This is a genomic window from Pseudomonas sp. TE31087, assembly GCF_057284075.1.
The window spans coordinates 2,943,043-2,962,865 of record NZ_JBXVNN010000001.1; the positions used below are offsets into that span (position 1 = coordinate 2,943,043).

General features: G+C 63.7%; 14 protein-coding genes and 1 pseudogene. 11 read left to right on the forward strand and 4 right to left on the reverse strand.

Translation table 11 applies throughout. The annotated features are described in order from the left end of the window. Positions 1-195 precede the first annotated feature (195 nt). On the reverse strand, positions 196-975 hold the full coding sequence (locus ACZ899_RS13255; RefSeq protein WP_234561842.1) for a PhzF family phenazine biosynthesis protein: 780 nt from the start codon (positions 973-975) through the stop codon (positions 196-198). 99 nt (positions 976-1,074) lie between these two features. Next, positions 1,075-1,546 (reverse strand): annotated as a pseudogene (gene ybaK / locus ACZ899_RS13260) (Cys-tRNA(Pro) deacylase). A gap of 306 nt (positions 1,547-1,852) precedes the next feature. On the opposite strand from ybaK, the gene ACZ899_RS13265 reads away from it, so the two are divergent. The 4 genes from ACZ899_RS13265 to glpD all read left to right on the forward strand — a co-directional run bounded on the left by ACZ899_RS13265 (position 1,853) and on the right by glpD (position 7,377). Next, positions 1,853-2,704: an MIP/aquaporin family protein gene (locus tag ACZ899_RS13265; RefSeq protein ID WP_234561847.1), complete on the forward strand. Its 852-nt coding sequence runs from the start codon at positions 1,853-1,855 to the stop codon at positions 2,702-2,704. Positions 2,705-2,783: 79 nt separating this feature from the next. After that, positions 2,784-4,283, forward strand: coding sequence for a glycerol kinase GlpK (gene glpK / locus ACZ899_RS13270; RefSeq protein WP_203647762.1), 1,500 nt, complete (start codon positions 2,784-2,786; stop codon positions 4,281-4,283). 157 nt (positions 4,284-4,440) lie between these two features. Further along, positions 4,441-5,196, forward strand: coding sequence for a DeoR/GlpR family transcriptional regulator (gene glpR / locus ACZ899_RS13275; RefSeq protein ID WP_203647763.1), 756 nt, complete (start codon positions 4,441-4,443; stop codon positions 5,194-5,196). Positions 5,197-5,847: 651 nt separating this feature from the next. Further along, entirely contained in the window at positions 5,848-7,377 is a 1,530-nt protein-coding gene (gene glpD / locus ACZ899_RS13280; protein ID WP_234561849.1) for a glycerol-3-phosphate dehydrogenase, read from the forward strand. On the opposite strand, the gene ACZ899_RS13285 is transcribed toward glpD, so the two are convergent. Next, on the reverse strand, positions 7,378-11,508 hold the full coding sequence (locus ACZ899_RS13285) for an NEL-type E3 ubiquitin ligase domain-containing protein (protein WP_234561851.1): 4,131 nt from the start codon (positions 11,506-11,508) through the stop codon (positions 7,378-7,380). Positions 11,509-11,827: 319 nt separating this feature from the next. Between ACZ899_RS13285 and ACZ899_RS13290 the strand changes: the two genes are divergently transcribed. From ACZ899_RS13290 to ACZ899_RS13320, 7 genes are all read left to right on the forward strand, one after another. Continuing rightward, on the forward strand, positions 11,828-12,745 hold the full coding sequence (locus ACZ899_RS13290; protein ID WP_234561853.1) for a glutamate/aspartate ABC transporter substrate-binding protein: 918 nt from the start codon (positions 11,828-11,830) through the stop codon (positions 12,743-12,745). Between the two features lie 147 nt (positions 12,746-12,892). Next, positions 12,893-13,639, forward strand: a complete 747-nt coding sequence (locus tag ACZ899_RS13295; RefSeq protein WP_203647767.1) for an amino acid ABC transporter permease — start codon at positions 12,893-12,895, stop codon at positions 13,637-13,639. Continuing rightward, positions 13,640-14,311, forward strand: coding sequence for an amino acid ABC transporter permease (locus ACZ899_RS13300; RefSeq protein WP_203647768.1), 672 nt, complete (start codon positions 13,640-13,642; stop codon positions 14,309-14,311). Further along, complete coding sequence (locus tag ACZ899_RS13305) at positions 14,308-15,042, forward strand: amino acid ABC transporter ATP-binding protein (protein ID WP_203647769.1); 735 nt, start codon at positions 14,308-14,310, stop codon at positions 15,040-15,042. The genes ACZ899_RS13300 and ACZ899_RS13305 overlap by 4 nt, the downstream gene beginning before the upstream one ends. Before the next feature lie 68 nt (positions 15,043-15,110). Further along, the gene (gene aauS, locus ACZ899_RS13310) at positions 15,111-17,015 is read left to right on the forward strand and encodes a two-component sensor histidine kinase AauS (protein WP_203647770.1); all 1,905 of its coding nucleotides are present in this window, start codon (positions 15,111-15,113) and stop codon (positions 17,013-17,015) included. Continuing rightward, the gene (gene aauR / locus ACZ899_RS13315) at positions 17,012-18,340 is read left to right on the forward strand and encodes a two-component response regulator AauR (protein ID WP_267967183.1); all 1,329 of its coding nucleotides are present in this window, start codon (positions 17,012-17,014) and stop codon (positions 18,338-18,340) included. The genes aauS and aauR overlap by 4 nt, the downstream gene beginning before the upstream one ends. Positions 18,341-18,367: 27 nt before the next feature. Further along, entirely contained in the window at positions 18,368-18,703 is a 336-nt protein-coding gene (locus ACZ899_RS13320; protein WP_234561855.1) for a GlpM family protein, read from the forward strand. Between the two features lie 77 nt (positions 18,704-18,780). Here ACZ899_RS13320 and ACZ899_RS13325 read toward each other — a convergent pair whose 3' ends face one another. Beyond that, a complete protein-coding gene (locus ACZ899_RS13325; protein ID WP_234561857.1) occupies positions 18,781-19,776 on the reverse strand; it encodes an alpha/beta fold hydrolase in 996 nt (331 codons plus the stop codon). Between the last annotated feature and the right edge of the window lie 47 nt (positions 19,777-19,823).

The window sequence follows — 19,823 nt, forward strand, 5'->3', positions numbered from 1 at the left end:
ACTGAAAACATCCTTTTGAGGGCGGGCTTGCCCGCCCCTATCACTTTGATCTGGCTGAGACAGCGTGGGAGTGGGCTTGACCCGCGATCACCGGCGAAGCCGGTGCCATACTCCATCGCGGGGCAAGCCCGCTCCCACGCAGATGATGCTTTCAACCCTGCACCTTGCTCGACAAGGCTCGGCGAGCCTCTCAGCTCACAACATCAGCGTACCGCTGGCCACCCGCCGAGCCATCCCGCCGATCTTCACCCGCTCCCCTTCCAGGCGACAGAACAGTTCACCACCCCTGGCTGAACACTGGAAGGCCTGCAAGTCGTACTTGCCCAACCGCGCCGCCCAGTAAGGGATCAGCGAGCAATGGGTGGAACCGGTGACCGGGTCCTCCGGGATGCCGATGCCCGGAGCGAAATAGCGCGACACGAAATCATGCCGCTCGCCTGGAGCCGTCACGATCACCCCCAAGCCCGGCAGGCGAGCCAGCGCCGCCATGTCCGGCGCGCAATCGCGTACCGCCTGCTCCGAGTCGAGCACCACGAACAGCTCGCGGGTCTGGTAGACCTCGCGCACCTCGCATCCCAGCGCTTCGGCCACCGCCACAGGCTCGGCCAGCGGCTGCGGGTCGATGCGCGGGAAGTCCAACCACAGGAGGCCATGCTCACGGCTGACGCTGAGCAGGCCCGAACGGCTCTGGAAATCCAGGCGCGGCGCTTGCTCACCGTAGACGTCGAACAGGACATGGGCGCTGGCCAGGGTGGCGTGACCGCACAGGGGGACTTCGGTGTTCGGGGTGAACCAGCGGATCCGATAGCCATCACCTTCGGCCACCACGAAGGCGGTTTCGGCGAGGTTGTGTTCGGCGGCCACCTGCTGCATCAGGCCATCGTCGAGCCACTGTTCCAGGTGGTAGACCATGGCCGGGTTGCCAGCGAAGGGACGGTCGCTGAAGGCGTCCACCTGATGAAAATGCAACTGCATGCCACGACTCCTGAATCTGGCGGGAAAGGCCCTGAGCATGCGGCATGCCGCCAGGGCCCGACAGTGACAGAGTCATGGAATTTCTATCAGTACAGATGATCAGCCGCGACCGATCTCGGCGAACTGTGCCTGGGTATGGGTGGCCAGCACCGCGGCGGCCAGTTCCACTTCAAGACCACGACGGCCAGCGCTCACATGAATCGTTTCATGTTGTTGCGCGGATTGATCGATAAAGGTGCGCAGGCGCTTCTTCTGCCCCAGCGGGCTGATCCCCCCGACCAGGTAACCCGTGGCGCGCTGGGCCGCCTGCGGATCGGCCATCTCGCATTTTTTTACCCCCGCCGCATGGGCCAGTGCCTTCAGGTCGAGGGTGCCGACCACCGGTACCACCGCTACCAGCAGCTCGCCCTTTTCGCTGCTGGCAAGCAGGGTCTTGAACACCCGCAGCGGGTCAAGGCCCAGCTTTTCCGCCGCCTCCAGGCCATCACGAGGCGGTTTTCGGATCATGTTCGTAACTGTGCACGCGGTGCTCGGCGCGCGCCTTCTTCAAAAGGTCCAGGGCGGGGGTCATCAACGGCTCCAGTCGATCACAAGTCGCCCGGTACTTTAGGGCAATTCCACCGGTGCAGCCAGCGCAGGTCCCAGGCTAGAGCAGCGGCCATGGATTCACGACCCGGTGCTCTGGTCAGATTGTGGCCAAGCGTTCATTTTCGACCTTTGACATCAGCGTTTCTTGTCTATATTTTTTCGTTTATGAATACATGGTGCACCTATAAGGTGCACTTCCTGTACCCGCCCGGCGTCAATGGGGATCGACTCCGGGCTTTTTTGCTGTCGAGCGCCCAGCGCCTCACAACAACAAGAACCGAGGTCACACATGACAACTGCTCTACGCGAACCCACGTTATCCGCCCAATGCCTGGCCGAGTTCCTCGGCACCGCCCTGCTCATCTTCTTCGGCACCGGTTGTGTCGCCGCGCTCAAGGTCGCCGGCGCCAGCTTCGGCCTGTGGGAGATCAGCATCATCTGGGGGGTCGGCGTGAGCATGGCGATCTACCTGACCGCCGGCGTCTCCGGCGCGCACCTGAACCCGGCGGTCAGCATCGCCCTGGCCGTGTTCGCCGGTTTCGACAAGCGCAAGCTGCCGTTCTACATGCTGGCCCAGATGTGCGGCGCGTTCTGCGGCGCCGCCCTGGTGTACTTCCTGTACAGCAACCTGTTCTTCGATTTCGAACAAAGCCACGCCATGGTGCGTGGCAGCCAGGCCAGCCTGGAGCTGGCCTCGGTGTTCTCCACCTATCCGCACCCGGCACTGTCCACCGGCCAGGCCTTCCTGGTCGAGGTGATCATCACCGCCATCCTGATGGCCGTGATCATGGCCCTGACCGACGACAACAACGGTCTGCCACGCGGTGCCACCGCCCCCCTGCTGATCGGCCTGCTGATCGCCGTGATCGGCAGCGCCATGGGCCCGCTGACCGGCTTCGCGATGAACCCGGCGCGGGATTTCGGGCCTAAACTGATGACCTTCCTGGCCGGCTGGGGCGAAGTCGCCTTCACTGGCGGGCGCGATATTCCGTATTTCCTGGTGCCGGTGTTCGCGCCGATCCTCGGTGCCAGCCTGGGCGCGGCCCTGTACCGCGGGCTGATCGCCCGCAACTTGCCAGCCACCCAGGCCGCGGCCCAACAAACAGACGATAATCCTCAGGGCGACACCCAGGTTTCCTGATGCCCGCGCCGGGCCCGGACCGCAAGGCCGGCGCCCGCCACGCCCTGACCTACTCCCATATTCGTGCAAGGCCACCGACATGACCGATACCCTGGACAAGAACTACATCATCGCCCTGGACCAGGGCACCACCAGTTCGCGCGCCATCATCTTCGATCGCGACGCCAACGTGGTGGGCACCTCGCAGCGTGAATTCGCCCAGCACTACCCGCAGGCGGGCTGGGTCGAGCATGACCCGATGGAAATCTTCGCCACCCAGAGCGCGACCATGGTCGAGGCCCTGGCCCAGGCCGGCATCAGCCACGCCCAGGTCGCCGCCATCGGCATCACCAACCAGCGCGAGACCACCGTGGTCTGGGACAAGGAAACCGGGCGTCCGGTGTACAACGCCATCGTCTGGCAGTGCCGCCGCAGCACCGATATCTGCGCCCAGCTCAAGCGCGACGGCCACGAGCAGTACATCCGCGAGGCCACCGGCCTGGTCACCGACCCGTACTTCTCTGGCACCAAGCTCAAGTGGATCCTCGACAATGTCGAAGGCGCCCGCGAACGCGCCGAGCGTGGCGAACTGCTGTTCGGCACCATCGATACCTGGCTGATCTGGAAGTTCTCCGGCGGCAAGGTGCATGTCACCGACTACACCAACGCCTCGCGCACGCTGATGTTCAACATCCACAGCCTGCAATGGGACGACAAGCTCCTCGATATCCTTGGCATTCCGCGCCAGATGCTGCCTGAGGTACGCCCATCGTCCGAAGTCTATGGCAAGACCAAGAGCGGTATCGACATCGCCGGTATCGCCGGCGACCAGCAATCGGCGCTGTTCGGCCAGATGTGCGTGGAGCCCGGCCAGGCCAAGAACACCTACGGCACCGGCTGCTTCCTGCTGATGAACACCGGCGACAAGGCGGTCCAGTCGTCCCACGGCCTGCTCACCACCATCGCCTGCGGCCCCCGCGGCGAGGTGGCCTACGCCCTCGAAGGCGCGGTGTTCAACGGCGGCTCCACCGTGCAGTGGCTGCGCGATGAACTGAAGATCGTCAACGACGCCTACGACACCGAATACTTCGCCAGCAAGGTCAAGGACAGCAACGGCGTCTACCTGGTGCCGGCCTTCACCGGCCTGGGCGCACCCTACTGGGATCCGTATGCCCGTGGCGCGCTGTTCGGCCTGACCCGTGGCGTCAAGGTCGATCACATCATCCGCGCGGCCCTGGAGTCGATCGCCTACCAGACCCGCGACGTGCTCGACGCCATGCAGCAGGACTGCGGCCAGCGCCTGAGCGAACTGCGGGTGGATGGTGGCGCGGTGGCCAACAACTTCCTCATGCAGTTCCAGGCCGACATTCTCGGCACCTGCGTCGAGCGTCCGAAGATGCGCGAGACCACGGCCCTGGGCGCGGCCTACCTGGCAGGCCTTGCCTGCGGTTTCTGGAGCGGCCTGGACGAGCTGCGCGACAAGGCGATCATCGAGCGCGAGTTCAGCCCGCAGCTGGATGAAGCGGCGAAAGAGAAGCTGTACAAGGGCTGGCGCAAGGCTGTCGATCGCACCCGCGACTGGGAAGATCACGACGCCTGATCCCTGAAGCATCGCGGGGCAAGCCCGCTCCCACAAGTGGTTGTGCGTGGGAGCGGGCTTGCCCCGCGATGGCTATTTACGCGATAACCAGACTGGTCCTACACCACGACCTACGGCATCATTGCAGAATTTGTCCGGCAGCCCCAAAGGACCGCCCATGAATCTGCCCCCACGCCAACAACAAATCCTCGAGCTGGTCCGCGAACGCGGCTACGTGAGCATCGAGGAGATGGCGCAGCTGTTCGTCGTCACCCCGCAGACCATCCGCCGCGATATCAACCAGCTCGCCGAGGGCAACCTGCTGCGCCGTTATCACGGTGGCGCGGCCTACGACTCGAGCATCGAGAACACCGCCTACGCCATGCGTGCCGACCAGATGCGCGACGAGAAGCAGCGCATCGCCGAAGCCGTGGCCCGACAGATTCCCGACCATGCCTCGCTGTTCATCAATATCGGCACCACCACCGAATCCATTGCCCGCGCTCTGCTCAACCATAACCACCTGAAGGTCATCACCAACAACCTGCACGTAGCGGCGATCCTCGCGGCCAAGGACGATTTCGAGGTGCTGGTGGCCGGCGGCACGGTGCGTCGCGACGGCGGCGTGGTCGGCCAGGCGAGCGTCGACTTCATCAACCAGTTCAAGGTCGACTTCGCCGTGGTCGGCATCAGCGGCATCGATGAGGACGGCAGCCTGCTGGACTTCGACTACCAGGAAGTGCGGGTATCCCAGGCGATCATCGCCAACGCCCGCCAGGTGCTGCTGGCGGCGGACTCGAGCAAGTTCGGCCGCAATGCCATGGTCCGCCTCGGTTCGATCAGCCTGATCGACTGCCTGGTGACCGACCAGGCGCCCACTCCTGCCCTGACCCAGTTGCTCAACCAGTACAAGATTCGTCTTGAGGTGGTTTGAGGCAGAGGGCGTGGGAGGCCAAAGGGCGCAGGCCTCACCCCTTGTATTGCCTGTGAGATCGAGCGCCGCCCGCGCGGCGCATCGCGGGACAAGCCCGCTCCCACATCTGTTTCGGGCCAGTCTGTCCTGTGACGTTATAGCTGTTCGCCTTGGTGCACATCTTGAGACAGGTGGAGCGGCAGTGGTGCCCACGCTGAAACCGCGTCGTACAAACTAGGCATACAGCCGCGGCGGCGCAGACATAACTGGCCCGAAACAGATGTGGGAGCAACTGTCTTGCTCAATTTTTAGAATCTGGCGCGATCCCTGTGGGAGCGGGTTTACCCGCGAAGCAGGCGACGCGGTGCCTGGCACCGGCTATGCCGGTGTTCGCGGCTGAAGCCGCTCCCACAGCGACCGTGCGGCCCTCAAGCCACGCGCTACGCCTGTGGGCTTGTCCCGCGATGCGCCGCCCGGGCGGCGCTCGATCTCGACACCCCTGAAAATCTCCAACCGTTCACCCCACCTTTTTCACAAATGTTCATTTCCCTGTCATCCGATCAGTTTTTTCTATAAAGACTGACTGGCAGCCGCCTGTTCATTGCGCTAGTATTTTCGAAAACGAACATCAATGTTCATATTCGATGTGAACAGCCCCAGGAGGCCTTGCCCGTGTCCCAGCCCGTTTCGTCCCAGCCACCACTCCAGGACTGCTACGACCTCGCCGTGATCGGCGGTGGCATCAATGGCGTCGGTATCGCTGCCGATGCCGCCGGGCGCGGCCTGAAGGTGTTCCTTTGTGAAAAGGACGACCTGGCACAACACACCTCCTCGGCCAGCAGCAAGCTGATCCACGGCGGCCTGCGCTACCTGGAGCACTACGAGTTCCGCCTGGTGCGCGAAGCGCTGGCCGAACGCGAAGTGTTGCTGGCCAAGGCGCCGCATATCGTCAAGCCCATGCGCTTCGTGCTGCCCCATCGCCCGCACCTGCGCCCGGCGTGGATGATCCGCGCTGGCCTGTTCCTCTATGACCACCTGGGCAAGCGCAAGCGTCTGGGCGCCTCGCGCGGCCTGCGCTTCGGCCCGGGCTACCCGCTCAAGCCGACCATTACCCGCGGCTTCGAATACGCCGACTGTGCGGTGGACGATGCTCGCCTGGTGGTAGTCAACGCCATGGCCGCCCGGGAAAAGGGCGCGCACATCCACACCCGCACCCGCTGCCTGCGCGCCGAGCGCGTCGATGGCCTGTGGCAGGTGGAACTGCAGCATGCCGACGGCAGCCTGCAGAACATCCGCGCCCGGGCACTGGTGAACGCGGCCGGCCCCTGGGTCGCCAGCTTCATCAAGGACGACCTCAAGCTCGACGCGCCATACGGCATCCGTCTGATCCAGGGCAGCCACCTGATCGTGCCGCGCCTGTACGAAGGCGAGCACGCCTATATCCTGCAGAACGAAGACCAGCGCATCGTCTTCTGCATCCCTTACCTGGACCGCTTCACCCTGATCGGCACCACCGATCGCGAGTACAGTGGCGACCCGGCCAAAGTGGCGATCACCGAACAGGAAACCGACTACCTGCTCAAGGTGGTCAACGAGCACTTCAACCACCAGCTCAGCCACGCCGATATCCTGCACACCTATTCCGGCGTACGTCCGCTGTGCAACGACGAGTCGGACAACCCGTCGGCCGTCACCCGCGACTACACCCTCGCGTTGTCCGCTGCCGAGGGCGAGGCGCCGCTGCTGTCGGTGTTCGGCGGCAAGCTGACCACCTACCGCAAGCTGGCCGAGTCGGCCATGGCCGAACTGCAACCGTTCTTCACCCAGATGCGTGGCAGCTGGACCGCCGGCGCACCGCTGCCGGGCGGCGAGAGCATGACCACCGTACAGGCGCTGGTCGATGCCGTGCTGGCACGCCATGACTGGTTGCCGGTGGACATCGCCAAGCGTTGGGCCGTCACCTACGGCAGCCGCGTATGGCGCCTGCTCGAGGGCGTGGAAGGTCCAGAAGGCCTGGGGCAATCCATTGGCGGCGGGCTGTTCAGCCGTGAAGTGGACTACTTGCGCGAACAGGAATGGGCGGTCGATGCCGCCGACATCCTCTGGCGCCGGACCAAACTCGGCCTGTTCACCTCTGCCGCCGAGCAGCAGGCACTCGAGGAGTACCTGCTACAGAACCAGGCTCGCGTCCAGGCTGCCTGATCACGCCTCGGCGACAGGCACAGCCGGCAGGAGGCGGGCGTACGCCTCCTGCGCCAGACTCAGGCGCAGCGCCTGCAGCGAGGCTTCGTACTTCACCCTCAGGGCCTCGGATCGAACCAGGTACATCTGCTCGGACAGCGACGCGGCCTGTGTCAATTGCTCATCGAGGGCAGAGACCAAGGCATCGACCCTCTCCGGGTAGCGCGCATGCACAAAGCTGTCCCAAAACGGGCGTTGTGCCAGCGCCTCGCTCAGCCGTTGCGGCGTCTCCTCCCGCAGGACCTGAAGCCTGGCCGTGATCAGGTCACCCGGCGACACCCTGGCATCCATCAGGTAGTACATGCCGTCAGGCTGGGCAGGAAGGCCCAGCGGCTCGGCCAGATGCGTCCGATAGGCCATATAGACTTCGATCGGGTCCACCTCCCCACCTCTACGCTCGAGCTCCCGCACCTTGCGCGCAGCCAGCGTATTGACCTCATCCAGCCGATACAACGCCCGGCCGGCCTTCAGCAAGGCCTCCTCACGCTCGACCAGGCGCGTTCCCGCCGAAGCACGCTCCACGTACAACGTGACCTCCAGTTCGCTGAGGATCAGCAACAATCGATCCTCGCAGGCACGCTCCCCGCCAGCCTGGGCGAACATCACTGCACGCAGCTCGGTGTTCTGCTCGCACGCCTCGATCATTCGCCAGATGCGCCTGCGATAGAAATCGTCATGCTCGCGAAAATCCTCGGTCCGGGCAAAATCGGCAAAGAACTGGAACAGCGCCGTTGATTCAGGTTCCTCGCGCAATCTCAGCCACTGGGCTTCACGCCGACTACGCAGCTTGCCCGAGCTGCCGGCCAACCACAGCTCCCGAGCCGCCTGATCGATCAGCTGGTGCTCGATGGGGTTGCGATTGATCGGCTCACGGGACGCCAGGTTCACCAACGCCTGGCTGGCTTCATCCAGCGGATTGTCGTGCAGGACCATCCGCTGCAGGCGCAGCTGCAGGTTGTGCAAATCCTGACGCACATGCTGGATGCTGTTGTTGCGCAGGTCGACCACCCCCTGCCAGGGCAACTGCTGAACCCGCTCGGGCAACCTGGCGATCTCGCCCGAATGCAGCGATAACCGACGCAGGTGTCGCAGCCCATTCACATCCGGGGCCTGACCGAGCGGGTTATGGCCCAGGTCGAGTTCTCGCAGATTGACCAACGCCAGCAGGCGCTGGTTGCCGGCACTGTCCATGGCGATCTGGTTGTACCCAAGGCGCAGGTAGCGCAGCGAAGTAAGGCGCTCGATGCCTGCCGGCACCTGGGTCAGCCTGTTTTCCCGCAGGTCGAGTTCCACCAGCCCGGTGAAACGTGATAGGAAGTCCGCATCGACGTTGGCAAGGTCCATGTCGCGCAGGGTCAGACGGGTCACATGACCATAGCTGATGCCCGCGGGCAGGCTCGGCAGGCTGCCGACCTGCTCGCCACGGACCATCAGCCAATGGCCACCATCGCCCAGGACTCGGCTCTTGCGGCGCCAGCAACGACGCATGACGGTGGCCACACGCCGGCGCCTGAGCTTGGCGAGTATGCCGCCGCCTGCGCGGCACCAGCTCTGCAAGCCTTCGCGCAGGCGGCTCAACTGATGTTTCAACTGGTTGTAGTGCACCCATGGATCGACATGCCTGGAGACCAGGTCCAGCAGATAGTTTTCCAGCTCATCCTCGCCGAGGGTCGGATAGATCTGATGAATCCCCCGTCGACTCGCCTGTCGGCCACCTGGAGTACGGCCACATAATGGATATCCCAGGCGGCCGTCGGCGAAACGGGCCAGTGGACGGATACCCTCTCCGACCGGCGCCTGCCTGATCAATGTAGCCACCTGCTCGCGCTGGTTGGCAGCCAATGCGGCCAACTTGTCGGTCAACGCCTTTTCGTCCAGCGAAGCATCACCCAACAACAGTTTCTGCGACGGTTGCAGATGCAGGCCTATCGCCTGGATCAGACTGTCCTGCTCCGTTGCCTGCGGTAACGGGATGCCGTTGCCATCCCGGGCCTGATAACCCTGGGTGCCGCGAACGATATAGCGAATATCCGCGGCTTCCTCACTGCCTACCTGTGTGCGCAACGTGCCTTCATGAGAACCGTCACGTAATTCAAGACGCAGGTTCTCAGCCCACGGCGCTTGCTGGTCGATCAACCCTAGGGCCAGACGCTCACTGTCAAGATTCACCGCACTTGCCTGGCGCAAGCCAGCGCAAGCCCGATCCAACCGACTGTCACGCAGAAACCAGTGCGCGTGCTCGGCAAGCTCCAGCGGAATGCGCTGCTTATCGAGCATCTCTGCGAGCTGCCGCCCATTGGCCTGTTCGATGATTTCCCGCGCGCCCCGATGGCTCAATCCCGGGAAATCCCGCCTCAGCAGCAACGCTTCTGGTGTCTCGGTGCCTTGCCTGGATCGCACCTCGGCCTCAAAGGCTTCGCCACGCAACGCAGGAAACTGCTCGTGCAGCTGGTAGCGCTCCCAGGCATCGAGTAACCGGGCTGGGGGCGACGCCTGCTGTACATGCAATCGACGCAGGTGCTCCTCGCCAAAACCGGTACCTTCGGCCAGCCACAGGGCCTGCTCATCGGTCATGTTACTCAGTTCTCGGCCAAGCCGACGCATCAACAGGCCTGCGCCGGACCATTCATGTGGTTCCATTGAGTTCCTGAACAGCTTGGTCTGCCCTGCGTCATCGACTATCGGTACCAGGTTGTCTACCGCCAGCGAACGCTCCAGCACCTTCCCGGTCGCCATTCCCCCCGTGGCGAGGATGGCAGCCACCGCAAGGTTCTCTGCCACCCCGAACATATGCTGCAAGGCGGACTGACGATCACCTATTGCCCAGTCCTCGTAGCCCTCGTAGACCTCATTGGCAATCTGGACGGCGGCCACCCCCAGCATGACCTCGCCAAGCAGTGGCACGAAGAAGGCCGCCAGATTGAGCAGGGTAAGCCCAGCTTCCAGGTAACGGTCGAATCGCTCGCGACACGCGTCGGCATCTGCTTCAGCGGTGGGCACCGCAAGCACACGCGCGTCATCCAGGATTTTCTCGATACGCAACTTACCCAGGTAGGCAATCAACGTGCCTTCGAAGTCCAGATGACGTCCATCCAGTTCGATATCCCGGGAGCTGTCCGTCTCCTTGAGCAGCTTTTTCAGGACAGTGGCGAACACCGGCCTGTCCCGCTCACGGACGAAACGCATGAAAAAGTCGACATAAGGTGATTGCCGCATGCGCCTGGCCAGCGTCTGGTACAACGCAGACCAGGAGGCATGATGCTGGACGGGCTGGATCGGATCGCCCGGAATCCAGCTGAGAATGCCCGTGACAGCCCCCAAGGCGTGCTCCCGGACTTCCACGGTCACCACGCCCTCCACGCGCTTGCCCAGCAGGTGCAACTGACGGCAGGTCAATACGGCCGGATCGCCCGGAACGATCGGCGCAGGCGCACACAATGGCAGCAGTTGCAGGTAGGCGCGCTCATCGATATGCCCTTCGAGAATGGCCCGGCGCACGGCAACCTCCATGCGTGCCCGAAGGTCCTCTTTGACCTGCGCATGAACGGCCTCCTTCTCCAGCAAATCGCTCGGTCGCAGGTGCGCCTTGAGCAATGTCTGATACTGACCGCCCAGGTCGAGACTGCGGCAAAGTTTCGCGAACTGGGTGAAACCGATATTCAGCCGTTTTTTATCGGCATCCAGCACCGTAGCCACGGTCAGTTCGCCAGGCGTGGTTTCATCCTCGGTGTAGTTATGCAGTGCCGCAGTCAACAGCTCCCTGCTGGACGTGCGCCGGTCCCATAGCTTCGGCGCCGAGTTCAGCGGCACCGGATGATAGATCTCCTGCACGATCTTCACAGTGCTGTTGCGCACGTCAACGTCGAGCTTGAACTGCTGGTGCAGTGCCTGCCTGAGCAAGGGCTCGGCAAAAGCATCAAGTGCCGACACAGGTGCCAGCAGTTCACGCATCTTCTCGGCACTTTTCTGCTGTGCCTTGAGCGCACGGTGTAGCGCCTGCAAGCGGTCGACCGCGGCGGTTTGCAACCAAGCCGGCAAACGCTTGGCAATCAGCGCATCGATGGAATCGGGGGCAATCTCGTGAAAACTCATCCAGCTTCTCCTGATGGGAAAAGCCACAGTTGACCCGCGACCCGCCAAGCCATGTCGGTAGATAGCTACATGTCTTCATTCGGATTTCCGAACAGCATGGCACCATGCGTTCGGTTTGACGGACATCAAATGACATCCAAAAACCTTCAACAAAGAGTCATCCCCAGCATTTTCACGGCGTTATGATCAAGGTTGGGGCTTGGCACGACTCATGCTCTACACTTGAACGCCGAATGCACCACGCTTCATGCTGTATTCGTTGAACGAAAGAGTCCGCCAACGGCTCCATAAAAAAAACAAACACGTCGAGGAAAATTTGATGCGCATCGTTCGTCAATTGCTGGGCGCCGCCATCGCGGCCGCTGTCATCGCATCGCCGGTCATGGCCGAAGAGCTCACCGGTACTCTGAAGAAGATCAAGGACTCCGGCACCATCACCCTGGGCCATCGCGACTCCTCCATCCCGTTCTCCTACCTGGCCGGCAAACCGGAACCGGTGGGCTACTCCCATGACATCCAGCTAGCCGTTGTCGAAGCTCTGAAGAAGCAACTGGGCACCGACATCAAGGTCAAGTACAACCTGGTTACCTCGCAGACCCGCATCCCGCTGGTGCAGAACGGCACCGTGGACCTGGAGTGCGGCTCCACCACCAACAACGTCGAGCGCCAGCAGCAGGTCGGCTTCTCGGTGGGCATCTTCGAAGTCGGCACCCGCCTGCTGACCAAGGTCAAGGATGGCCAGCCCTCCTATAAAGACTTTGCCGACCTGGCCGGCAAGAACGTGGTGACCACCGCCGGCACCACCTCCGAGCGCATCCTCAAGGCGATGAACGCCGACAAGCAGATGAAGATGAACGTGATCTCCGCCAAGGACCACGGTGAAGCCTTCAACATGCTCGAAAGCGGCCGCGCCGTGGCCTTCATGATGGACGACGCCCTGCTGGCCGGTGAAATGGCCAAGGCCAAGAAGCCTGCCAACTGGGTCATCACCGGCACGCCACAGTCTTACGAAATCTACGGCTGCATGGTGCGCAAGGACGATCCGGCCTTCAAGAAAGCGGTCGACGAAGCCATCGTCGCCTACTTCAAGTCGGGTGAAGTCAACAAGAGCTACGACAAGTGGTTCCAGCAGCCGATTCCGCCAAAGGGCCTGAACCTGCAGTTCCCGATGAGCGACGAGCTGAAGAAGCTGATCAATGAGCCGACCGACAAGGCGGCGGACGAGAAGAAGTCCTGACCTCCGGCAAATAGTGGCCTGAAGCGCATCCGCGCGAATCCATCCAACAGGCCACTTAGTTAGTGTCTAACCTTTACATCCGAGGGCGTCGAACGCCCCCGGATGTATCGAGGTGCCCGTGAAACAACCGTCTGAGGGGAAATCCCGATGAATTACAACTGGGACTGGGGCGTGTTCTTCAAGTCCACCGGCGTGGGCAGCGAAACCTATCTGGACTGGTACGTCACCGGTCTGGGCTGGACCATCGCCATCGCCATTTCCGCCTGGATCATCGCCTTGCTGCTGGGCTCGCTGCTCGGCGTGATGCGTACCGTGCCAAACCGCCTGGTGTCGGGGATTGCCACCGCCTACGTCGAGCTGTTCCGCAACGTGCCGCTGCTGGTGCAGCTGTTCATCTGGTACTTCCTGGTACCGGACCTGCTGCCCGAAGGCCTGCAGGAGTGGTTCAAGCAGGACCTCAACCCGACCACCTCGGCGCTGATCAGCGTGGTCATCTGCCTGGGCCTGTTCACCGCCGCCCGTGTCTGCGAGCAGGTGCGCACCGGCATCCAGGCGCTGCCCCGCGGCCAGGAGTCGGCCGGGCGCGCGATGGGCTTCAGCCTGTCGCAGATCTACATGAACGTGCTGCTGCCACAGGCCTACCGGATCATCATTCCGCCGCTCACCTCGGAATTCTTGAACGTGTTCAAGAACTCCTCGGTGGCCTCGCTGATCGGCTTGATGGAGCTGCTGGCGCAGACCAAGCAGACCGCCGAGTTCTCCGCGAACCTGTTCGAAGCATTCACCCTGGCCACCCTGATCTACTTCACCCTGAACATGGGCCTGATGCTGCTCATGCGCATGGTCGAGAAGAAAGTCGCGGTACCGGGCCTGATTTCCGTGGGAGGCAAGTAAATGGACATGGATTTCAGTGAAATCATCCCGGCCCTGCCCGCCCTCTGGGACGGCATGGTCCTGACCCTGCAACTGATGGTCATGGGCGTGGTCGGCGGCATTGCCCTGGGTACCATCCTCGCCCTGATGCGCCTGTCGTCGAACAAGCTGCTGGCCAATGTCGCCGGCGCCTACGTCAACTACTTCCGCTCCATCCCGCTGCTGCTGGTGATCACCTGGTTCTACCTGGCGGTGCCGTTCGTGCTGCGCTGGATCACCGGTGAAGACACCCCGGTGGGTGCGTTCACCTCCTGCGTCGTGGCGTTCATGATGTTCGAGGCGGCCTACTTCTGCGAAATCGTCCGCGCCGGCGTGCAGTCGATCTCCAAGGGCCAGATGGGCGCCGCGCAGGCGCTGGGCATGAGCTACGGCCAGTGCATGCGCCTGATCATCCTGCCCCAGGCGTTTCGCAAGATGACCCCGCTGCTGCTGCAACAGAGCATCATCCTGTTCCAGGACACCTCGCTGGTCTACACCGTCGGCCTGATCGACTTCCTCAACTCGGCCCGCTCCAACGGCGACATCATCGGACGCTCCCACGAGTTCCTGATCTTCGCCGGTGTCGTCTACTTCCTCATCAGCTTCTCCGCTTCGTGGCTGGTCAAGCGCCTGCAAAAAAGGATCACCGTATGATTTCCATCAAGAACGTTAACAAGTGGTACGGCGACTTCCAGGTACTGACCGACTGCAGCACCGAGGTCAAGAAGGGTGAAGTGGTGGTGGTCTGCGGCCCGTCCGGCTCGGGCAAGTCGACCCTGATCAAGTGCGTCAACGCGCTGGAACCGTTCCAGAAAGGCGACATCGTGGTCGACGGCACCTCCATCGCCGACCCGAAGACCAACCTGCCCAAGCTGCGCTCGCGGGTCGGCATGGTGTTCCAGCACTTCGAGCTGTTCCCGCACCTGACCATCACCGAGAACCTGACCATCGCCCAGATCAAGGTGCTCGGCCGCAGCAAGGAAGAAGCCACCAAGAAAGGCCTGGCACTGCTTGAGCGCGTGGGACTGTCGGCCCATGCCCACAAACACCCCGGCCAGCTCTCCGGCGGCCAGCAGCAGCGCGTGGCCATCGCCCGTGCCCTGTCGATGGACCCGATCGTCATGCTGTTCGACGAACCCACCTCGGCACTGGACCCGGAAATGGTCAGCGAAGTGCTCGATGTAATGGTGCAACTGGCCCACGAAGGCATGACCATGATGTGCGTGACCCACGAAATGGGCTTTGCGCGCAAGGTGGCCAACCGGGTCATCTTCATGGACAAGGGCAGCATCATCGAAGACTGCACCAAGGAAGAGTTCTTCGGCGACCAGGGCGCCCGCGACCAACGCACCCAGCACTTCCTCAGCAAGATCCTGCAACACTAAGTCCGCCTCAGTGACGCTGCCCGGCCCTTCGCCGGGCAGCGCAAGCTGGTCGTGACAAGGCCACTGTGATGAAATGCGACCCCTCGCTCCTTCGCCCTGCCCAGCCTGCCGTGAAATCCCGTCTGATCCGCCAACTGCTCGTCCCGCCCCTGGTCATCCTGCTGATGGTCGGGCTGGGCTTTGCCGGCTTCCTGATCAGCGAGAGCAACGGCATCCGCACCCTCAGCGAGAACGGCGAGCGCCAGCTGGAACTGCACGCGCGTACCGTCGAGAGCGAAATCAGCAAGTACACCTACCTGCCCAGCCTGCTGGAGCTGGAAGACAGCGTCTCGCGCCTGCTCACCGACCCCGAGGCTGGTGATCGCCAGGCCGTCAACGAATACCTCGAAGGCCTGAACCGACGCAGCCGCAGCCGGGCGATCTTCGTCCTCGACACCAACGGCCGGGTCCAGGCCACCAGCAACTGGCGCGACGCCGACTCCTTCCTCGGCGAGGACCTGGCGTTTCGCGCCTACTTCCAGGTCGCCGTGCGCGGCGAGCCGGGGCGCTTCTACGGCATCGGCAGCACTACTGGCGAGGCCGGCTACTACCTGGCCCACGGGCTGGAGGAGCACGGCAAGATCATCGGCGTGGCGGTGATCAAGGTGCGCCTGGACACCCTCGAGGAGCGCTGGCAGCGCGCCCGCCTGGAGGCCTTCGTCAGCGACGAGAACGGCATCATCATCCTCTCCAGCGACCCGGCCCGGCGCCTGAAATCGGTACGCCCGTTGACGCCGCAGATCAAGGAGCGCCTGGCGCGCAGCCTGCAGTACTACTGGTGGCCGCTCAACGAACTGCAACCGCTGGCCCGCGAAACCCTGGCCGACGGCGTGGAGAAGCTCACCTTCCCGGCCAACAGCGAGACCGACCAGGGCAAGCAGCGAGAGGTGTCCTACCTGGCCCAGACCCGCCGCCTGGTCGACACCCCCTGGCATTTCACCCTGCTCACCCCGCTGCAGGACCTGCGCCGTGAATCGATGATGCAGGGCATCCTGGTGGGCGTGGCCTTCGCCCTGCTGGCGATCCTGGCCATCGCCTGGAACGAGCGGCGCAAGGTGATCGCCACCCGCCTGGCCGCCCGCGAGGCGCTGGAAGAAGCCAACAGCCAGCTGGAACGCAAGATCACCGAGCGCACCGCCGACCTGCGCGCCAGCAACGAACGGCTCAAGGGCCAGATCCGCGAACGGCGCCACGCCGAGCAGACCCTGCGCCACGCCCAGGACGAACTGGTCCAGGCCGGCAAGCTGGCGGCCATCGGGCAGATGTCCACCAGCATCGCCCATGAACTCAATCAACCCTTGGCGGCCCTGCGCACCCTGTCCGGCAACACCGTGCGCTTCCTTGAGCGCGGCGCGCTGGAAACCGCCAGCGCCAACCTGCGCACCATGAACGACCTGATCGACCGCATGGGCCGCATCACCGCCAGCCTGCGCTCGTTTGCCCGTCGTGGCGACGACAGCGGCCAGGCTTCGCTGGAAAAGGCCGTCGAAGCCACTCTGCAGGTGCTGGCCAACCGCATCAGCGCCTGTCACCTGCAACTGCACCGGCAGTTCGACGACCAGCTGCTGGCCATCGACCAGACCCGTCTGGAACAGATCCTGGTCAATCTGATCGGCAACGCCCTCGACGCCATGGCCACCCAACCCCTGCCGCAACTGTGGCTGGAAGGCGAAGTCCAGGGCGACAAGTACCGCCTGCGGGTGCTCGACAACGGCCACGGCATCGATGCCGAGGCACGCAAGCACCTGTTCGAACCCTTCTTCACCACCAAACCGGGCGAGCATGGCCTGGGCCTGGGCCTGACCCTGTCGGCGAGCCTGGCCACCGCCGCCAAGGGTACACTGAGCGTCGAACACCCTGCCGGTGGCGGCACCGCGTTCGTGCTTGCCCTGCCCCTGGTCACGCCCCCTAGCGAATTGGCTGAGCCTCTATGAAACAAGCACCTCTCACCGTCCTGATCGTCGAAGACGACCCGCACGTGCTGCTCGGCTGCCAGCAGGCGCTGGCCCTGGAAGACATTGCCTGCGAAGGCGTCGGCAGCGCCGAGCAGGCCCTGGAACGCATCGGCGATGACTTTGCCGGTATCGTCGTCAGCGATATCCGCCTGCCGGGCATCGATGGCCTGGAACTGCTCAACCGCCTCAAGGCCCGCGATCGCAGCCTGCCGGTGGTGCTGATTACCGGCCACGGCGACATCGACATGGCAGTCGGCGCCATGCGCAACGGCGCCTACGACTTCATGGAAAAACCCTTCTCGCCGGAGCGCCTGGTCGAGGTGGTGCGCCGGGCACTGGAACAGCGCGGCCTGTCCCGCGAGGTGTTCGCCCTGCGCCGCCAGCTGGCCGAGCAGAGCAGTCTTGAAGGGCGCATCATCGGCCGTTCGCCGGCCATGGAGCAGCTGCGCGAACTGATCGCCAACGTCGCCGACACCTCGGCCAACGTACTGATCGAAGGCGAGACCGGCACCGGCAAGGAACTGGTGGCCCGCTGCCTGCACGACTTCAGCCGACGCCAGGGCCAGCCGTTCGTGGCGCTGAACTGTGGCGGCCTGCCGGAGAACCTGTTCGAAAGCGAGATCTTCGGCCACGAGGCCAATGCCTTCACCGGCGCCGGCAAGCGGCGCATCGGCAAGATCGAGCACGCCAACGGCGGCACGCTGTTCCTCGACGAGGTCGAGAGCATGCCGCTCAACCTGCAGATCAAGCTGCTGCGCGTGCTGCAGGAGCGCACCCTGGAACGCCTGGGCTCGAACCAGAGCATCCCGGTGGACTGCCGGGTGATCGCCGCGACCAAGTCCGACCTCGCCACCCTGGGCCAGAGCGGCCAGTTCCGCAGCGACCTGTACTACCGCCTCAACGTGGTCACCCTGGAGCTGTCACCGCTGCGCGAGCGCCGCGAAGATATCCTGCAACTGTTCGAGCATTTCCTGCAGCAATCGGCCCTGCGCTTCGACCGCGAGGCGCCGGAGCTGGACAGCCAGACCCTGTCGCGGCTGATGGCCCACGACTGGCCGGGCAACGTGCGCGAGCTGCGCAACGTCGCCGAGCGCCATGCCCTGGGCCTGCCCGCGTTCAAGAAGGGCCCCAGTGGTGGCGCCAGCCAGGGCCTGGGTTTTGCCGAGGCGGTCGAAGCATTCGAACGCAACCTGCTCAGCGACGCTTTGCAGCGCACCGGCGGCAACCTCAGCCAGGCCAGCCAGGAGCTGGGCATGGCCAAGACCACGCTATTCGACAAAGTGAAGAAGTACGGCCTCGGCTGATCGGCAACCTGACCCTGGAAGTTCAACGTGGACCTGGTATTCAAAGCGGCCCTGGGCGCCGGCGTGGTGGTGCTCCTGGCAATCCTGTCGAAGACCCGCAACTACTACATTGCCGGCCTGGTGCCGCTGTTTCCCACCTTTGCCCTGATCGCCCACTACATTGTCGGCAAGGGGCGGTCGCTGGAAGACCTGAAGACCACCATCCTGTTCGGGATGTGGTCGATCATTCCGTACTTCGTGTACCTGGCGACCTTGTACGTGCTGGTCGACCGCCTGCGCCTGGAGGCGTCGCTAGCCGTGGCCACGGTGGCCTGGCTGGTGGCGGCGACGGTGCTGGTAAGCGTTTGGGTGCGGATGCATTGAACGAATCGCGGGGCAAGCCCGCTCCCACGAATGGTGCGCTGGGCTATCGTGGGAGCGGGCTTGCCCCGCGATGGGTTCTAGAGCCGGGCGATATGCGTGACATCCTGCCGATGCGCCTGCAGGTAGGGTAAAACCGCCCCCAGCAACGGTGCCTTGAACGGCTCCTGGAAACGATGCGCCAGCCCCGGAATCAGCCGCAACTGGCTGCCCTGGATATGCGCAGCCAGATGCACCCCGTGCATCACCGGCAGCAACGGATCGGCAGTGCCATGCACCACCAGCGTCGGCAGCCGCAGCTGGTTGAGCAGCTCGACCCGACTGGGTTCGGCAAGGATCGCCATGATCTGGCGCTTGACCCCTTCCGGATTGAACGCCCGGTCGTAAGCCACGGCGGCTTGTTCGAGCAGCGCAGTCCGGTCGTCGCGCACCTCGGGGCTGCCCAGCGCCGCCAGCAGGTCGGCCTGCTGTTCGATGGCCACCTCGCGGCTCGGTGCGCTGCGCCGCGCCAGCAACTGCACCAGCGCCGGATCCGGCGCCGGCAGGCCGGCGGCGCCCGAACTGGACATCACCAAGGTCAGGCTGCTCACCCGCTCCGGGGCCATGGCCGCCAGGTGCTGGGCAATCATGCCACCCATGCTCACCCCCAGCACATGGAACTGGCGGATCCCCAGGGCATCCATCAGGCGCAGACCGTCACCGGCCATGTCGGCGAGGGTATAAGGCGCCGACACCGGCAGACCCAGCTTGTAGCGCAACAGTTCGACGGTCAGGTTGGCCGAGGCCGGCAGCTGGTTCCAGCGCGACAGGCCGACATCGCGGTTGTCGTAGCGGATCACCCTGAAACCCTGGCGGCACAGGGCCTCGACCACGTCGTCCGGCCAGTGAATCAGCTGCCCGCCCAGGCCCATGACCAGCAACAGCGCCGGATCGCGGGGCGCACCGACACTCTGGTAGACCAGGCTCAGCTCACCCAGCTCGGCCCGTTGCACCGGCACATGGACGTCGCAGCGACCCTCGGCGAAACTCGCCGGCACGCTGACCAGCAGCAAGAAGAAAAGTAGTAAAGCCCGCATGAAAGAAACACCAGAATGCAGATCCCCAGTAGAGCGCGAGTCTGATG